The following is a 16,910-nucleotide window of genomic DNA, read 5'->3' on the forward strand; positions in this document are numbered from 1 at the left end:
GAGGTAACCGATGACCGTACGCACTTCCTTTCCGCCGCTGACGATTCGCGGCCGCACCTTGCTGCCCGTCGTGCAGGGCGGCATGGGCGTCGGCATCTCCGCGCACCGGCTGGCGGGCAGCGTCGCGCGCGAAGGCGCGGTCGGCACGATCGCGAGCATCGACCTGCGCCACCATCATGCGGATCTGCTCGCGCGTTGCCGCGCGCAACCCGATCGCGCGACGCTCGAGGCCGCGAACCGCGAAGCGCTCGCACGCGAGATCCGCTTGGCGAAGACCTACGGCGAAGGGCGCGGGATGATCGCGGTCAACGTGATGAAGGCCGTGAGCGCGCATGCGGACTACGTGCGGGTCGCGTGCGACGCAGGCGCGGACGCGATCGTGATGGGCGCGGGCCTGCCGCTCGACCTGCCCGACCTCACGCAAGGGCATGACATCGCGCTGATTCCGATCCTGTCGGATAGCCGCGGGATCGCGCTCGTACTGAAGAAGTGGATGAAGAAGGGGCGCCTGCCCGACGCGATCGTGATCGAGCATCCGGCACATGCGGGCGGCCATCTCGGCGTCACGCAGATCGACGACATGCACGACGGCCGCTTCGATTTCGCGCGCGTGCTCGACGAAGCCGCGCAGGTGATGGCATCGCTCGGGCTCGCGCGCGAAACGATCCCGTTGATCGTTGCGGGCGGGATCAACAGTCACGACGCGGTGCGCGCGGCGCTCGAGGCCGGCGCGAACGGCGTGCAGGTCGGGACACCGTTCGCGGTGACGGAAGAAGGCGATGCGCATCCGCACTTCAAGCGCGTGCTGGCCGACGCGACGCCCGACGACATCGTCGAATTCGTCAGCGTGACGGGGCTGCCTGCACGTGCGGTGAAGACGCCGTGGCTCGATCGTTACCTGCGCAACGAGGCACGCATCCGCACCAAGCTCGGTGCGCTGAAACAGCGCTGCCCGACCGCGCTCGAATGCCTGAGCGTCTGCGGCTTGCGCGACGGCATCGAGAAGTTCGGCCATTTCTGCATCGACACGCGGCTCGCGGCCGCGCTGCGCGGCGACGTCGCGAACGGGCTGTTCTTCCGCGGCCGCGAAGCGTTGCCGTTCGGCCGCGCGATCCGCAGCGTGCGCGATCTGCTCGACCTGCTGCTCACAGGCAGTGCGACGGAGCCTGCGGCAAACCGTCCCACGTTTACGCTGGCTTGACGGATATCAACATGACGAAAAGACCCTGCAAGGAAAATGGGAACCATTCTTTGGGGGTCCGTACCATGCATGAAACGATTCGAACTTTTATTACCGCTGCGGCTGTTGCAGCCGCTTTCGCCGCGATGCCTTCGCTGTCGCACGCGGCCTCGCCCGGCGACGGCATCAACCAGGGCGACGTCCTGGTCCGGCTGCGTGCGATCAGCATCCAGCCGAACGAACGCGCGAGCGATACGCTGGGCGCGCTGAACGTCGGCGTGAACAACGCGATCGTGCCCGAGCTCGACTTCACGTACATGATCCGCGACTACCTCGGCGTCGAACTGATCCTCGGCACGTCGAGGCATCAGTTGACGTCGAGCCTCGGCAATCTCGGCGGCGTGGGCGTGCTGCCGCCGACGCTGCTGCTGCAGTACCACTTCAACCACGCCGGCAAGGTACGTCCGTACGTCGGCGCGGGGGTGAACTACACGTACTTCTACAACAACGGGCTCAACGTCGGCGGGGAGGGCGTGTCGATCAACAAGAGCAGCTTCGGCCCCGCGCTGCAGTTCGGCGTTGACGTGCAGTTGACGAAGAAGGTGTTCATGAACGTCGACGTGAAGAAGATCTGGATGAGCACCGATGCGACGCTCGGCGACAAGGGCATCGGCACGCTGCACATCGATCCGCTGATCGTCGGCGTGGGCGTCGGGATGAAGTTCTAGACGCGGCGGGAAAAAAACAGAGTTGGGGTTGGCGGCATGGCGGTCGGCATGCCGCTTTTTTTATGCGCGGCGGATTTACAGCTTGTCGTACTGGAAGCGCATCGCGGTGCCTTCGCGCTGGATGCGCTCCCACACCGCGCGCTTTTCGTCGTCGCTCAGGAACACCCAGTTCGACACTTCGGCGGCCGTGCGGCCGCAGCCCTTGCAGACTTCGTCGAACAGGGTCGAGCACACGCCGATGCAGGGGCTGTCGGGTAGGTCGTGGAGATTGGAGGCCATCGGAAGGGTTCGCGCGGTTGAATCGTCAGCCGCCATTTTAATGCATCGCGGCCGGACGGCCGGGCGGGCGCGGCCGGCGTGCCCGCAAGGTGCGGCGGCGTGACGGTACGGCCGGGGCCGGGGCAGCCGCCGCACGGGGCGCGTTCGGGCGACGCGCGCGGTTTCGCCGCCGTCCGTTTTTCCCGGTGGACAGCCGCCGATTACCCGATAGAATTCCCCGGGAACGCCCCGCCGTGCGGGCGGCCAGCGTGGCCGACGGCGGGAATCTGTTCCGTTTGCGCGACACCGGCATGATTTTTTTGTGACGGGGCGCGAATGATGGTAGTTTTCGGGGTTTTCGAGGGGCGGCGCGCCAGAATGCGCCGTCATGACGAGGCAGACGGCAGCCGGACACACGGTCCGGCCGGAGGGAGAACGGGATGAAAGCAAAGGTAGTGGGCCGGTTCGCGGCGCTCGCGCTGTGCGTGGGTGCATCGGCGGCGGCGGCGAAGGATACGCAGCTCAATGTCTATAACTGGTCGGACTACATTGCGAAGGACACGATCCCGAACTTCGAGAAGCAGACGGGCGTCAAGGTCCGCTACGACAACTACGACAGCGACGACACGCTGCAGGCGAAGCTGCTGACGGGCAGCTCGGGCTACGACATCGTCGTGCCGACCAGCAACTACGCGGGCAAGCAGATCGCCGCCGGCATCTTCGCGCCGCTCGACAAGTCGAAGCTGCCGAACCTCAAGTACCTCGATCCGCAACTGATGGCGCTCGTCGCCGGCGCGGACCCGGGCAACAAGTACTCGGTGCCGTGGGCGTACGGCACGACGGGCCTTGCCTACAACCTGACCAAGGCGCAGCAGGCGCTCGGCAAGGTGCCGCTCGACAACTGGGACATCCTGTTCAAGCCGGAAAACATCTCGAAGCTGAAGACCTGCGGCGTGTCGGTGCTCGACGCGCCGGACCAGATGTTCGCGGCGACGCTGCACTACATCGGCAAGGATCCGATGAGCACGAACCCGGCCGACTACAAGGCCGCGATGGAGGTGCTGAAGAAGATTCGCCCGTACATCACGCAGTTCAACTCGTCGAGCTACATCAACGACCTGGTCGGCGGCGACATCTGCTTCGCGTTCGGCTGGTCGGGCGACGTGGTGATCGCGAAGCATCGCGCGATCGAGGCGAAGAAGGCGTACAAGATCGAGTACTACATTCCGAAGGGCGGCGCGCCGGTGTGGTTCGACGTAATGGCGATCCCGAAGGACGCGAAGAACAAGGACGCCGCGCTGCAGTGGATCAACTACATCGAGGATCCGAAGGTGCACGCGGCGATCACGAACGCGGTGTACTACCCGAGCGCCAACGCCGAGGCCCGCAAGTACGTGCGGCCCGACGTCGCGAACGACCCGGCCGTCTATCCGCCGGCCGACGTCGTGAAGACGCTGTTCCTGCTCAAGCCGCTGCCGCCTGAAATCCAGCGTCTGCAGACGCGTCTGTGGACCGAGCTGAAGTCGGGCCGCTGACGCGAGCCGGCGTTCAAAGCAGTCATGAAGCCCCTGGTGCCCCCGGGGGCTTTGTTCGTTCAACGCAGGAGAGAAGCAGCACATCATGAATAGCCAGTCGGGTGCGCCGGTCGCGGGCGCGCCGTCCTCCGTGTCCTCCTCCGGCGCCGGTACGCGCGCCGAGACCTTTGTCCAGATCGTCGACGTCGTCAAGAAATTCGGTGACACCGAAGCCGTGCGCAGCGTCAACCTGACCGTGCGCCAGGGCGAGCTGTTCGCGCTGCTCGGCAGCTCGGGCTGCGGCAAGTCGACGTTGCTGCGGATGCTCGCGGGCCTCGAAACGGTCACGTCGGGCAAGATCCTGATCGACGGCGAGGACCTCGCGCAGATGCCGCCGTACAAGCGGCCCGTGAACATGATGTTCCAGTCGTATGCGCTGTTCCCGCACATGTCGGTCGAGTCGAACGTCGCGTTCGGTCTCAGGCAGGAGGGCACGCCGAAGGCCGAGCTGAAGGAGCGCGTCGCGTCGGCGCTCGAACTCGTGCAGATGAGCAAGTACGCGAAGCGCAAGCCGCATCAGCTTTCCGGCGGCCAGCAGCAGCGCGTCGCGCTCGCGCGTTCGCTGGTCAAGCGGCCGAAGCTGCTGCTGCTCGACGAGCCGATGTCCGCGCTCGACAAGCAGATCCGCCAGCGCACGCAGATCGAGCTCGTCAACATTCTGAACAAGGTCGGCGTCACCTGCATCATGGTCACGCACGACCAGGAAGAAGCGATGACGATGGCGAACCGCCTCGCGGTGATGAGCGAAGGGCAGATCGTGCAGATCGGCTCGCCGAACGAAGTGTACGAATATCCGAACAGCCGCTTCTCGGCCGAATTCATCGGCTCGACGAACCTGTTCGACGGCGTGACCGTCGAAGACGAGCCCGACCACGTCTACATCGAATCGCCGGAGCTGCCGAGCCGGCTGTACGTGAGCCACGGGATCTCGGGCCCGCTCGGGATGCCGGTCACGGTGTCGGTGCGCCCCGAGCGGATCGCGCTCACGCGCAAGCCGCCCGAAGGCGCGTTCAACTGGGCGCGCGGCCGGATCAGCAACGTCGCGTACGTGGGCGGCTACTCGCTGTATCACGTGAAGCTCGACGCGGGCAAGACGGTGATCGCGAACGTGTCGAGCCTCGCGATTTCGGAGCTCGACACGCCGGCGCTCGGCGACGAGATCTACGTGCGCTGGAGCGCCACGGCCGGCGTGGTGCTGACGTCATGAACGCGTTCAAGTCCCTGCTCGAGTGGCCGGTGCGGCGCTTCAACCTGACGGGCGCGACGGCGGTGGTCGCCGGCCCGTTCACGTGGCTCGTGCTGTTCTTCCTCGTGCCGTTCGTGCTGGTCGTCAAGATCAGCTTCGCGGAGCTGCAGCTCGGCATCCCGCCGTATACGGAGCTGGCGTCGTATGCCGACGGCGTCGTGCACATCGCGCTGAACCTGTCGCACTACGCGTTCCTGTTCACCGACAGCCTGTATTTCGCGACCTACGTGAACTCGGTGTGGGTGGCCGCGATCACGACGTTGCTGTGCCTGCTGCTTGGCTATCCGATGGCGTACTACATCGCGCGCTCGAACCCGGCAACCCGCAACCTGCTGATGATGGGCGTCATGCTGCCGTTCTGGACGTCGTTCCTGATCCGCGTGTACGCATGGATCGGCATCCTGAAGAACAACGGGCTGCTGAACAACTTCCTGATGTGGATCGGTCTCACGCATACGCCGATCGAGCTGTATCGCACCAATTACGCGGTGTACATCGGGATGGTGTATTCGTACCTGCCGTTCCTCGTGATGCCGCTGTACGCCCACCTCGTGAAGATGGACCTGCGCCTGCTCGAAGCCGCGTACGACCTCGGCGCGAAGCCGTGGAAGGCGTTCGTGCAGATCACGCTGCCGCTGTCGAAGAACGGGATCATCGCGGGCTGCCTGCTGGTGTTCATCCCGGCGGTGGGCGAGTACGTGATTCCGGAGCTGCTCGGCGGCGCGAACACGCTGATGATCGGCCGCGTGATGTGGAACGAGTTCTTCAACAACGCGGACTGGCCGATGGCGTCGGCCGTGACCTGCGCGATGGTGCTGCTGCTGCTCGTGCCGATGGCGATGTTCCAGCACTTCCAGGCGAAGGAACAGGGAGGCCGTCGATGAAGCCGAATCGTTACCTGCAGTTCGCGGCGCTGTTTGCCGGCTTCGCGTTCCTGTACATCCCGATCATCAGCCTGATCGTCTACTCGTTCAACGAGTCGAAGCTCGTCACCGTGTGGTCGGGTTTCTCGTTGCGCTGGTACTCGGCGCTCGTCGCCGACGACGAACTGCTGACGGCCGCGTGGCTGTCGCTGAAGATCGGCGTGCTGACCGCGTTCGCGTCGGTGTTCATCGGCACGTGGGCCGGCTTCGTGCTCGCGCGGATGGGGCGCTTTCGCGGTTTCGCGCTGTTCAGCGGGATGATCAACGCGCCGCTCGTGATTCCCGAGGTGATCCAGGGGATTTCGCTGCTGCTGCTGTTCATCGAGCTCGCGAAGTGGATCGGCTGGCCGGCCGAGCGCGGCATCTTCACGATCTGGCTCGGCCACGTGATGCTGTGCATCTCGTACGTCGCGATCATCGTGCAGTCGCGCGTGCGCGAGCTGAATCCGTCGCTGGAGGAGGCCGCGCTCGATCTCGGCGCGACGCCGCTGAAGGTGTTCTTCACGATCACGCTGCCGCTGATCTCGCAGGCGCTGATCGCGGGCTGGCTGCTTTCGTTCACGCTGTCGATCGACGACCTCGTGCTGTCGGCGTTCCTGTCGGGCCCCGGTTCGACGACACTGCCGCTCGTCGTGTTCTCGCGCGTGCGTCTCGGGCTGAACCCGGAGATGAACGCGCTCGCGACGCTGTTCATCATCGCGGTGACGGCCGGCGTCGTGATCGCGAACTTCGTGATGCTGCGCCAGGAACGCAAGCGGATGGCGGGGTTCGCCGCCTGACGCTCGGGTGGCGATCGCCATCGCGATGAAAAACGCCCGGTGCCGACGATGAGTCGGCCCGGGCGTTTTGATTTGTGTGGCGGTGCGTATCGGCAGCCGCCGACGGTTCATGCGCCGAACGCCGCCTTCGCGAGCAGCCCGAGCGCGACGCAGACGAGCACGGCCGCGAATCCGGCCTGCACGTGCCGCGCGGCGAGGCGGCGCGCCGCGCCGCGACCGGCGGCCATGCCGAGCGCGGTCGCGACGGTGAACCACAGCGTCACGTCGAGCGGCGCGCGCGTGCCCGACACGAGCGTCGCGAGCACGCCGCCGGTACCGACGAGCGCGATCACCATCAGCGACGTCGCGACCACGCCGTGCATCGACACGTTCGTGAACTTGCGCAGCATCGGCACGATCACGAAGCCGCCGCCGACACCGAGCAGCCCCGTCATCAGGCCGGTCACCGCGCCGGTCGACGCGAGCGCGACGCCCACCGGCCACGACCACACGAGCCGGCCCGTATCGGGATTCACGCGGCCGACGCACAGCGGCGACGCCTCCGCGTCGGCCGGCGCGCGCCGCAGCGCCTGCCGCAGCAGGCGGGCCGCGACGACCAGCATCGTCAGCGCGAACAGCGTGAGCAGCAGGCGCTGCGGCAGCACGTGTGCGAGCCGTACGCCGAGCGTGGTCAGCGGTACGCCGGCCACGGCCATCAGCAGCGCCGCGCGATAGCGCACGAGCCCGCGGCGAAAGCCTTCGAGCGCGCCGAGCGCGGCGCTGCCCGCTACCGCGACGAGTGCGACGGGCGTGGCCTGCTGCATCGGCCAGCTCATCCCGACCACCAGCGCGGGCACCGCGAGGATGCCGCCGCCGGCGCCGGTCAGGCCGAGCACGGCGCCGACGAAGCCGCCGAGTACGAGGGAAATCAGCATGACGTCATCGGGCTCCGGTCAACGTGCGATCGCGGGCTTCGCGAGCCATTCGCGGCCCTTGAGCATCGCCTTCCAGTAGAGCGGCGGCAGCACGCGCGCCTTGAGCAGCCACGCGAGCCGCGACGGGCGCTTGCCGTCGATCAGCCACGCCGGGAAGGTCGGCGCGACCTTGCCGCCGTACAGGAATTCGGCGAGCACGATCTTGCCGCGCTCGACGGTGAGCGGGCACGAGCCGTAGCCGTCGTACGCGGCGTCGCCGTGCGCGCGGCCGAGCGATGCAAGCAGGTTGTGCGCGACGACGGGCGCCTGCTTGCGGGCGGCCGCGGCGGTTTTCGCATTGGTCGTGTTGGTGACGTCGCCGAGTGCGTAGATGTCCGGAAACTGCTTGTGCCGCAGCGTCGCCGGATCGACGTCGATCCAGCCGGCCGCGTCGGCGAGCGGGCTCGCGCGCACGAAGTCGGGCGCCTTTTGCGGCGGCACGACGTGGATCATGTCGAACGAACGCACGACGGTTTCCTTGCCGCCGTCCGGCAGCGCGCGTGCGAACGTCGCGCGGCGTGCGGGCCCGTCGATCGCGACGAGGTTGTGGCCGAACGACAGCGCGATGTCGTAGCTTTTCACGTACTCCATCAGCGCGGGCACGTAATCGGCGACGCCGAACAGCGCGCCGCCCGCATTCAGGAATTCGACGTTCGCGGCGCCGAGGCGGCCCGCGCGGCGCCAGTGGTCGCACGACAGGTACATCGCCTTCTGCGGCGCGCCCGCGCACTTGATCGGCATCGGCGGCTGCGTGAAAAGCGCATTGCCGCCGCGGAACGCGCGGACGAGTTCCCACGTGTACGGCGCGAGATCGTAGCGGTAGTTCGACGTGACGCCGTTGCGGCCGAGCGTGTCGGCGAGGCCTTCGATCGCCTCCCAGTCGAGCTTGAGCCCCGGGCACACGACGAGCTTGCGATAACCGATGCGGCGGCAGCCGTCGAGCACGACCGTATGCGCGTCGGGCTCGAAGCCCGCGACGGCGGCCTGGATCCGGCGCACGCCGCGCGGCAGCACGTCGGTGACTTGGCGCGCGGTCGTCTCGGGCCGGAACACGCCCGCGCCGACCATCGTCCAGCCCGGCTGGTAGTAGTGAACGTCGGCCGGGTCGATCACCGCGATGTCGAGCGACGCGTCGCGCGCGAGCAGGCTCGATGCGACCGCGATACCGGCCGCACCCGCGCCGACGATCACGATGTCGTGCCGCGCGTCGACGGCCGGTGCCGCCTGTCGGCCCCCCTGGTCGACACGCGACGCGAGCGCGCTCAGGTCATGGCCGGCCGCACCGGCGGTGGCGACGATGTCGTTCAGCGGACGCGACCCTGCCTGCGACAGCGCCCACAGCGTGGCCGAGCGCGTGCCGCTGCGGCAGTACGCGAGCAGCGGGCCGTCGAGCGACGCGACGAGCGCGCCGAACTGCGCGGCCTGGTCGTCGGTGACCTTGCCCGTATCGACCGGCAGGTAATGCACGTCGATGCCGAGCGGCGCGGCGGCCGCGCGGATCTCGGCGACGGTCGGCTGGTCGGGGCCTTCGCCGTCGGGCCGGTTGCAGACGATCGCGCGGATGCCCGCCGCGTGCAGCGCGGGCAAGTCGGCCGCCGCGATCTGCGGCGAGACCGACAGCGCGTCGGTCAGCTTGCGAAGGGTCATGTCGGGGTTCTCCGGTGGTGCGTGCGGCTCAGATCGCGTCGAGCGGGATCTTCAGGTAGCGCACGCCATTGTTTTCGGGCTCGGGCAGGTGGCCGGCGCGCATGTTGACCTGCACGGACGGCAGCATCAGCACCGGCATCGCGAGCGTCGCGTCGCGCGCGGTGCGCATCGCGACGAAATCGTCCTCGGTCACGCCGTCCTTCACGTGCACGTTCGCGCGGCGCTGCTCGGCCACTGTCGTCACGAACTGCACGTCGCGGCCGCCCGGCTGGTAGTCGTGGCACAGGTACAGGCGCGTGTCGGGCGGCAGCGCGAGCACGCGCGCGATCGAGCGGTACAGCGTGCGCGCATCGCCGCCGGGAAAGTCGCAGCGCGCGGTGCCGTAGTCGGGCATGAACAGCGTGTCGCCGACGAACGCCGCACGCTGCGTGGCATCGTCGACGCAGTAGGTCATGCACGCGGGCGTATGGCCGGGCGTGTGCAGCGCACGGATCGTCAGCGCGCCGAGCGCGAGCGTGTCGCCGTCGTCGACGAGCCGGTCGAACTGGCGGCCGTCCTGCGCGAAGCCTGGGCCCGCGTTGAACAGCGTGCCGAACACATGCTGCACGCGGCACACGTGCGCGCCGATCGCGATCCGGCCGCCGACGTGTTCCTTCAGGTACGGCGCGGCCGACAGGTGGTCGGCGTGCACATGGGTTTCCAGCAGCCAGTGCACGTCCGCGCCGAGTTCGGCGACGCGGGCGATCAGCCGGTCGGCACTCGCCGTGTGCGTGCGGCCGGAGGTCGGGTCGTAGTCGAGCACGCTGTCGATCAGCGCGCACGCGCGACTTGCGGTATCGAGCAGCAGATAGCTGACGGTGTGGGTCGCCGGGTCGAAAAAGCCTTCGACCGACAGGGCGGGGGCGTTGCTCACGGGGTGTCCTCGATCGGGTTCTGCATCTGCAATCGGGATCAGTAATTCAAGAAGCGTGCCAGCCTGCATCGCAGTGCCGACCGATCTGCCAGGGACTTGATTCGGCTCGGATTTTCGGTGCGGCCGCGGCGATGCGCGGGTGTCGCCGGCACCGGTTCGACACGGTGGACTGCCACGACTGGCAGTACCGTGGCAGAATTGGCAGTCTGCGTGGCAGTTCGTCAGGCAGCCCTACACCGAGCGTCCGCATGAATCCGCACGACACCATCCCGATCGTCCCCGTGCCGCGCCGCGACGTCATGCCCGACGTGCGCGCGCTCGTCGCGTATCTCGAGCAGGATCCGCAACCGATGATCGTCGTCGATCCCGACTACCGCATCCTCGCGGCGAACGATGCGTACCGGCGCCAGTTCGGCGTCGCGGGCGTCGAGCACGTGGGCCGGCACTGCTTCCAGGTCTCGCATCACTACGACGTGCCGTGCGACCAGGCCGGCGAGCATTGCCCGATGAAGCAGGCGCTCGAATCGCGCGGGCTGAACCGCGTGCTGCACATCCACCACACGCCGCGCGGCCCCGAGCATGTCGACGTCGAGCTGCGGCCGATCTTCGATGCGTCCGGCAACGTGATCGCGTACGTCGAGCGGCTGACGACGGTGCGCAGCGCGTCCGCGCAGCCGAGTGCGGAAGGGCTCGTCGGCGGCGCCGACGCGTTCAATGCGGCGCTCGGCGCATTGCAGCGCGTCGCGCCTTCGATGCTGCCGGTGCTGCTGCTCGGTGAGTCGGGCACCGGCAAGGAACTGTTCGCCCGCGCGCTGCACGAGGCGAGCGACCGCGCGATGGGGCCGTTCGTCGTCGTCGATTGCTCGGGGATCGCCGAGACGCTGTTCGAGAGCGAGCTGTTCGGGTACGAGAAGGGCGCGTTCACCGGCGCGAACCAGCGCAAGCCGGGGCTCGTCGAAACCGCGCAGGGCGGCACGCTGTTCCTCGACGAGATCGGCGACGTGCCGCTGCCGATGCAGGTGAAGCTGCTGCGCCTGATCGAGTCGGGCACGTTCCGCCGCGTCGGCGGCGTCGAGGCGCTGCGCGCGGATTTTCGGCTGGTCGCGGCGACGCACAAACCGCTGCGCGAGATGATCGACGACGGCCGGTTCCGGCAGGACCTCTATTACCGGATCAATGCGTTTCCGATTCCGTTGCCGGCGTTGCGCGACCGGCGCGGGGACATTGCGCTGCTGGCCGAATCGATCCTGCGGCGGATCGCGAACGCGCGCGCCAGTGCGGGCGACGGGAGCGCGCGGCCGTTCGCGGCCCGGCCGTTCGTGCTGACCGAGCCCGCACGGGCGTGCCTCGAAGCGTATGCGTGGCCGGGCAACATCCGCGAGCTGCGCAACGTGCTCGAACGCGCGTGCCTGTTCGCGGATGACGGGACGATCCGGATCGAGCATCTGCCAGCGGAGCTGGTCGCTGCATCGGCGGCGCCGCAGGACCATACGGCCGATGCGCGCGGCGTGTCGGACGCGGAGCTGGTGCGCATCGCGCGCACGTTCGACGGCACGCGCAAGGCGCTCGCCGAACAGGTCGGCATGAGCGAGCGGACGTTGTACCGGCGGATGAAGGCGCTCGGGCTCGGGTCGCGCGAGCGCTGAACGGGCGGGCGGCTGGCAGCGGCAGGCGGCTTTGTCGATAATGGCGCGTTCGATCCTGCCTCCACGTCAACGATGAAGACACGCTTCCTTTCGCCCGGTCTGTTTCTTGCCGCCACCGCGCTGTGCAATCTGGCGCAAGCCGCCGCCCAATACACATGGACCGACGCGGCCGGTGCACACGCGGTGACGCTCGCCAGGACCGAATCCGGCGACGACGTCGAACTCAAGGTGGCCGCGACGCTCGACGGCCGGCCCGACTGGACCGTACGTGACTACGTGAAGGCATGCCCGGTCGACGTGATCCTCGACGTCGTGCCCGCGTCGATCGAAATGCGCGACCTGCTCGGCAACGGCCGCAAGCAGTTCCTGTTCGCGTACAAGATCGGCTGCCGCGGCGACGTCAGTGCCGACCAGGTCAAGTACTTCCTGGTCGACCAGGGCACGAAGTACGTGCTGCGCGGCGAGGAAACCGTGACGGTCAACGGCAAGTTCATGGACGGCGGCGCGGCGCCCGTGCCGAATGCGGACCTGAAAGCCCAACCCGCGTTTCTGCGCTACATGACGAAGCATTGGCGCGGGATCAGCGTGCGCGACTATCGATAGGCGTGCGCTCGGCGATCGCGATGGTGCGTCCGACACGCGACTGTCGAGACGAGCTTGAGCGTGCCATGCGACAGAAAATCATAAAAATACAACAATTAATTATCGTTTTACGATAATTGTCGGTGTACACTCGACGCGTGTTCATTCCCCGTCGAGGATTTCGCATGCATTCCGATCGCATCGCTCGTATCAGCCAGCAAATGGCCACCGTCACGCTGTGGTTCATCGTCGGCATGCTGGTGCTCAACGCCGCGTGCTGGGCGTTTCCGTCATTGAACGCGGCCTCCGGGCCCGGCCTCGTATTCGGCCTCACCGATTCGGTGATGTCGAACCTGAACGTGGACGTCGCCGCCTTCCCGTGGTGGCAGAAGGCCGTCGGCATCCTGCTGTCGAGCGTGCCGCTGATCGCGCTCGCGAACGGCCTGCGCCATCTGCGCGCGCTGTTCCGCACCTACGCGCGCCGCGATTATTTCTCCGCGCAAGCGGCCGGCCATCTCGGCAAGACGGGCCGTGCGATCGGGCTGTGGGTGTTGCTCAGCCTGCTGTGTGAACCGCTGCTGACCGTGTGGGCGACGCTGCGCGAGCCGGTCGGCCATCGCGTGGTCAGCATCGGCTTCAGCCTGCCATATGTGGTCGCGCTGTTCACCGCGGCTTGCATTGCGGTCATCGCGCACATCCTCCGGCAGGCGAGCGAGCTCGATGCCGAACATCGACAGTTCGTCTGAGGCGCGCGATGACGATCGTGGTCAAGCTCGATGTGATGCTCGCGACGCGCAAGGTCCGCTCGAAGGATCTCGCGGCAGCCGTCGGCATCACCGAACAGAATCTGTCGCTGCTCAAGCAAGGGAAGGTCAAGGGCATCCGTTTCGCGACGCTCGACGCGATCTGCCGCTATCTCGACTGCCAGCCCGGCGACCTGCTCGCGTTCAGCGATGACGGCGGCGGCGAGCCGGACTGACCCGTCGCAGCCGAGAAGTGCCGACGTGGCGGGGCGGCGTCGGTGGCGCATGGTCCCGGCGGCCGTCGCCGTTGCCGTCTCCGTGTCGATTCACCTGCTTGGATGGTTCGTGCTGCAACGGACACCGACGGCGGCCGGCCCGGCAGCCGGCGTGTCGCGCCGCGTCGCGCTGCGTGTCGAGCTGATTCCGGCGCGGCCTGCGCCCGTGGCGAGCGTGCGTGACACCACGCGAACCGGCCCAGGGTCGGGTGGGCGCGGTGTCGGGCGCGCCGCGCCTTCGACGAAACGGCTTGCCGCGGTTGCAGCGTCGCGCATGGCGACGCGGACGTCTGCGGATGCGGCGGGCGTTTCGCATCGGCAGCGCGAGGCGCTTGCCGGCGCAATCGCGGACCGACGCGAATCTCGTCCCGGCATCGCGTCGGGGCTCGATTTCGACTGGCGCCGCGATCTCGACGCGATCGGCTCTCGGCATGCGGCAGCGCGTAGCCCGGCGCAGGCGGCGGTGGGCGCGCTGGGCGCGTCGTCGGGCGGCGCGGCTGCGCGCCGTGAGACGGTCGATGCGAGGCTGGCGGACGGCATGACGCATGCCCGTCGCGCCGACTGTCGGCGTGCGTATTCGGGTGCGGGCCTGCTGGCATTGCCGATGCTCGCACTGGATGCGGTTCGCGATACCGGCTGCAAATGGTGAAACGGGCGGCACGCGGGAAGCCCGCTTGCCGCCCGCAACGTCATGCACTCAACGCACTCAACGCACTCAACGCACTCAACGCACTCAACGCACTCAACGCGCCGGCGCAAGCTGCGCCATCGCCTCCCGCACGAAGCCGATCAGCGTGTCGTCGGCCCACGAATCCTTCGTCAGCGCCGGCTCGCTCATCATCGCGTGACGAAATTTCGCGTGCGTGGCCGGATCGTGGCCCGCGTAGCTGCAGAACAGCTCGAGCCAGCGCTGCGCGAGCGCGCGGCCTTCCGGCGAAGCGGGCGTCGCGCCCGCGTCGATCGCGTCGCGCACGTCGGCCATCAGTTGCGGCCATTCCATCGCACGGTCGGCGTAGTGCGCGCGCATGAAGCGGATCTCGTCCTGTGCGAGATACTTCTCGAAGATCCGCATCTTCGTTTCCGCCGACGCGCGCAGCACGTAGTCGCGCAGCGCGGTCGAAATGCCGATTTTCGACTGCATTGCCGGCTCCTGCTCGTGCATCAGGTTCAGCTTCGTCAGCAGCCGCGGATCGTTGTTCGTGTCGCGCACGAGCAGCGCCATCCAGCGGCCGGCGAGCGCACGCACGCGCTCGTCCTCGGCGGGCACGCCCGCGTCGTACAGCGCGCGGACGTCGTCGATGAGGGCGATCCATTCGGCGTCGCCAGCCTGGCTTTTCTGGTACATCGGCAGGCGCGCGAGTTCTTCCTCGGAAAAATATTTGTCGTACACGGTCATCAACTCCAGTGTGGTGAGCCAGTCGGCCAGCTCCGGCTCCGTGCCCGCGGCGAGCTGCGCATGCAGGCTCACGAGCCGCTCGCGCAGCTGCGTGGTCTGCGCGAGCTGACGGTCGAGCAGTGCGATCTGCTTCGCGACGATATCGACGAGCGGGGTGTCGGGCTGGTTCAGGTGGTCGCCGATTTCGGCGAGCGACAGGCCGAAGCGACGCAGCGCCTGGATCTGGTGGAGCCGGGCGATGTCGTGGCGGTCGTACAGCCGGTAGCCGTTGTCGGCGCGCGCCGAAGGCGTCAGCAGACCGATCGCGTGATAGTGATGAAGCGTGCGGACGGTCAGCCCGCTGCGTTTCGCCAGTTCTCCCACTTTCAGTCGCATTCGTTCCTCCATTCGGTACGCACACTGGAGTCTCGAACGTTACGCTACGTGAGGGTCAAGCGGAAGATCGGAAATCGGCGACCGGACGCGCGCGGGGTCGCCGCACGCGCGTCCGGTCGGAGGGGCGGGTCATTGCGCCGAGGGCGTGGCGTCGGGCGCGGCGGCGTGTGCGTGCCGGCCGGTTGCGTCGTCGGCTGCGCGGCCGGCGTTGCCGGACTTGTCGCCGGTGTCCACCGGCGGTGTGCCCATCGCCTGATAAAGCCGCGCGGTGTCCGCGAACCGCGCGCCGGTCGCGCGGATCTCGTCGAGCCGCGCATTGCGGTACTGCAGCTCGCTGGCGCGCGCAGCCGACGGCGGCAGCGCGCCGAGCCGCACGCGGGCCGCCGCGTCGTCATAGGCGCCGCGCGCGGACAGCGCGGCGCGCGACGACGCATCGAGCGCTTCCGCATCGTGCTCGAGCGCCGCGAGCGAATCGGCGACGTTCTGGAACGCGCCGAGCACGGCCTGCCTGTACTGGTCGACGGCGGCCTCGTAGGTCGCCTTCGCCGCGCGGCGCTGCGCGAGCAGCGCGCCGCCGTGGAAGATCGGCTGGCTCAGCGACGCGCCGACGTTCCAGATCGCGCCGGCGCCCGACAGCATCGTCGGCCAGCTGAAGCCGCCTTTGCCCATCGCGGCCGACAGCGACAACTGCGGGAACAGCTGCGCGGTCGCGAGGCCCACTTCGGCCGCGGCCGCCTTCAGCCCCGCGTCGGCCGCCTGGATGTCCGGGCGGCTTCGCAGCAGGTCCGACGGCACGACGACCGGCACCTGTTCGGGCAGGTGCAGATCGGTAAGCGCCAGGTCGGCCGGCGGCCGGTCGGGCGTGCGGCCGACCAGGACCGCGAGAGCATGACGCGCCGAGTCGCGTTGCTGGCGCAGCGCGGGCAGGCTGGCCGCGAACGTGTCGGCGCTTTGCCGCGCATTCAGCGCGTCGCTGCGCGATGCCGAGCCGAGCGCGTAGCGGCGTTCGGCATCGTGCGCCTGGGCGTTGGCGAGCGCGACGAGCCGCTCGGTCGTCTCGATCTGCGCATTGAGCACCGACACGGTGATCGACGCGGTGACGATGTTCGCGGCCAGCGCGCGCCGCGCGGATTCGAGCTGGAACGCGCTGACGTCGACGCGTCGCGCCAGCGCGCGGTTCGCGAAACGCGACGCGCCGAACAGGTCGATCGTGTAGCTCGCCTGCAGCTGGCCGACGAACGTGTCGTACAGCAGCGTCGGTGCGCCGAGCGCGGGAATCGGCACGCCGAGCGCGCGCTGGCGCGCGGCCTGGCCGCCCGCGTCGATCGACGGCAGCAGCGAGCTGCCGATCTGCCCGCGCAACTGTTCGCGCGCGGCATCGAGCGAGTGGGATGCCGCGCTCAACGTCGGGCTGTTGCGCAGCCCTTCGTCGACGAGCGCGTTCAGCGCGTCGGAGCGGTACTGCTTCCACCAGTCGGGCACCGGCTGCGCGCCCACTTCGAACTGTTGCGCGACGCCTTGCGCGGACACGGTCTGCTGCACTTGCGGCGTGGCGCCGTAGTGCGCGGGCGACGGCATCGCGGGCGGCTCGCCGCTCGGCGCGAACCACGCGCAGCCCGCGAGCGGGCCGGCGAGACTCGCCGCCGCGAGCGCCCGGACGGCTTGGGTTTTCAGGTTCATCGATCGATCCAT

At 68.2% G+C, this 16,910-nt stretch carries 17 protein-coding genes; 11 read left to right on the top strand and 6 right to left on the bottom strand.

Annotated elements, in window-relative coordinates; genetic code table 11:
• The first annotated feature begins 10 nt into the window (after positions 1–10).
• Together HWX08_RS19980 and HWX08_RS19985 are read left to right on the top strand one after the other, a co-directional pair.
• Entirely contained in the window at positions 11–1,201 is a 1,191-nt protein-coding gene (locus tag HWX08_RS19980; RefSeq protein ID WP_174921948.1) for an NAD(P)H-dependent flavin oxidoreductase, read from the top strand.
• 65 nt (positions 1,202–1,266) lie between these two features.
• On the top strand, positions 1,267–1,908 hold the full coding sequence (locus HWX08_RS19985) for an OmpW/AlkL family protein (RefSeq protein WP_174921974.1): 642 nt from the start codon (positions 1,267–1,269) through the stop codon (positions 1,906–1,908).
• Between the two features lie 75 nt (positions 1,909–1,983).
• On the opposite strand, the gene HWX08_RS19990 is transcribed toward HWX08_RS19985, so the two are convergent.
• A complete protein-coding gene (locus HWX08_RS19990) occupies positions 1,984–2,187 on the bottom strand; it encodes a DUF1289 domain-containing protein (RefSeq protein WP_021159754.1) in 204 nt (67 codons plus the stop codon).
• Positions 2,188–2,606: 419 nt separating this feature from the next.
• Here HWX08_RS19990 and HWX08_RS19995 point away from each other — a divergent pair, with 419 nt between their 5' ends.
• The 4 genes from HWX08_RS19995 (at position 2,607) to HWX08_RS20010 (ending at position 6,688) form a co-directional block, all read left to right on the top strand.
• Positions 2,607–3,701, top strand: coding sequence for a polyamine ABC transporter substrate-binding protein (locus HWX08_RS19995; RefSeq protein WP_174921947.1), 1,095 nt, complete (start codon positions 2,607–2,609; stop codon positions 3,699–3,701).
• A gap of 85 nt (positions 3,702–3,786) precedes the next feature.
• The gene (locus HWX08_RS20000) at positions 3,787–4,947 is read left to right on the top strand and encodes an ABC transporter ATP-binding protein (RefSeq protein WP_174921946.1); all 1,161 of its coding nucleotides are present in this window, start codon (positions 3,787–3,789) and stop codon (positions 4,945–4,947) included.
• Positions 4,944–5,870, top strand: a complete 927-nt coding sequence (locus HWX08_RS20005) for an ABC transporter permease subunit (protein WP_006488137.1) — start codon at positions 4,944–4,946, stop codon at positions 5,868–5,870. The genes HWX08_RS20000 and HWX08_RS20005 overlap by 4 nt, the downstream gene beginning before the upstream one ends.
• Entirely contained in the window at positions 5,867–6,688 is an 822-nt protein-coding gene (locus HWX08_RS20010) for an ABC transporter permease subunit (RefSeq protein WP_069256760.1), read from the top strand. The genes HWX08_RS20005 and HWX08_RS20010 overlap by 4 nt, the downstream gene beginning before the upstream one ends.
• A 107-nt stretch (positions 6,689–6,795) precedes the next feature.
• Here HWX08_RS20010 and HWX08_RS20015 read toward each other — a convergent pair whose 3' ends face one another.
• The 3 genes from HWX08_RS20015 to HWX08_RS20025 are packed head-to-tail and all read right to left on the bottom strand — an operon-like array spanning position 6,796 to position 10,201.
• On the bottom strand, positions 6,796–7,602 hold the full coding sequence (locus tag HWX08_RS20015; RefSeq protein ID WP_174921945.1) for a sulfite exporter TauE/SafE family protein: 807 nt from the start codon (positions 7,600–7,602) through the stop codon (positions 6,796–6,798).
• A gap of 18 nt (positions 7,603–7,620) precedes the next feature.
• Positions 7,621–9,288: a bifunctional protein tyrosine phosphatase family protein/NAD(P)/FAD-dependent oxidoreductase gene (locus tag HWX08_RS20020; RefSeq protein WP_174921944.1), complete on the bottom strand. Its 1,668-nt coding sequence runs from the start codon at positions 9,286–9,288 to the stop codon at positions 7,621–7,623.
• A gap of 28 nt (positions 9,289–9,316) precedes the next feature.
• The gene (locus HWX08_RS20025) at positions 9,317–10,201 is read right to left on the bottom strand and encodes an MBL fold metallo-hydrolase (RefSeq protein ID WP_069256757.1); all 885 of its coding nucleotides are present in this window, start codon (positions 10,199–10,201) and stop codon (positions 9,317–9,319) included.
• Between the two features lie 248 nt (positions 10,202–10,449).
• On the opposite strand from HWX08_RS20025, the gene HWX08_RS20030 reads away from it, so the two are divergent.
• The 5 genes from HWX08_RS20030 (at position 10,450) to HWX08_RS20050 (ending at position 14,096) form a co-directional block, all read left to right on the top strand.
• Positions 10,450–11,847 carry a sigma-54 interaction domain-containing protein gene (locus tag HWX08_RS20030; RefSeq protein WP_069256756.1) on the top strand — a complete coding sequence of 466 codons (1,398 nt, stop codon included), beginning with the start codon at positions 10,450–10,452 and terminating at the stop codon, positions 11,845–11,847.
• 72 nt (positions 11,848–11,919) lie between these two features.
• Entirely contained in the window at positions 11,920–12,450 is a 531-nt protein-coding gene (locus HWX08_RS20035; protein ID WP_069256755.1) for a M949_RS01915 family surface polysaccharide biosynthesis protein, read from the top strand.
• A 164-nt stretch (positions 12,451–12,614) separates the two neighbouring features.
• Positions 12,615–13,175: a DUF2975 domain-containing protein gene (locus HWX08_RS20040; RefSeq protein ID WP_174921943.1), complete on the top strand. Its 561-nt coding sequence runs from the start codon at positions 12,615–12,617 to the stop codon at positions 13,173–13,175.
• Positions 13,176–13,183: 8 nt separating this feature from the next.
• The gene (locus HWX08_RS20045; protein WP_069256753.1) at positions 13,184–13,408 is read left to right on the top strand and encodes a helix-turn-helix domain-containing protein; all 225 of its coding nucleotides are present in this window, start codon (positions 13,184–13,186) and stop codon (positions 13,406–13,408) included.
• A complete protein-coding gene (locus HWX08_RS20050) occupies positions 13,383–14,096 on the top strand; it encodes a hypothetical protein (protein ID WP_174921942.1) in 714 nt (237 codons plus the stop codon). The genes HWX08_RS20045 and HWX08_RS20050 overlap by 26 nt, the downstream gene beginning before the upstream one ends.
• A 93-nt stretch (positions 14,097–14,189) precedes the next feature.
• On the opposite strand, the gene HWX08_RS20055 is transcribed toward HWX08_RS20050, so the two are convergent.
• Together HWX08_RS20055 and HWX08_RS20060 are read right to left on the bottom strand one after the other, a co-directional pair.
• A complete protein-coding gene (locus HWX08_RS20055; RefSeq protein WP_174921941.1) occupies positions 14,190–15,218 on the bottom strand; it encodes a MerR family transcriptional regulator in 1,029 nt (342 codons plus the stop codon).
• A gap of 129 nt (positions 15,219–15,347) precedes the next feature.
• Positions 15,348–16,910, bottom strand: a complete 1,563-nt coding sequence (locus HWX08_RS20060) for an efflux transporter outer membrane subunit (RefSeq protein WP_174921940.1) — start codon at positions 16,908–16,910, stop codon at positions 15,348–15,350.

Source organism: Burkholderia metallica (assembly GCF_902832845.1).
GTDB classification, from domain to species: Bacteria; Pseudomonadota; Gammaproteobacteria; order Burkholderiales; family Burkholderiaceae; genus Burkholderia; species Burkholderia metallica.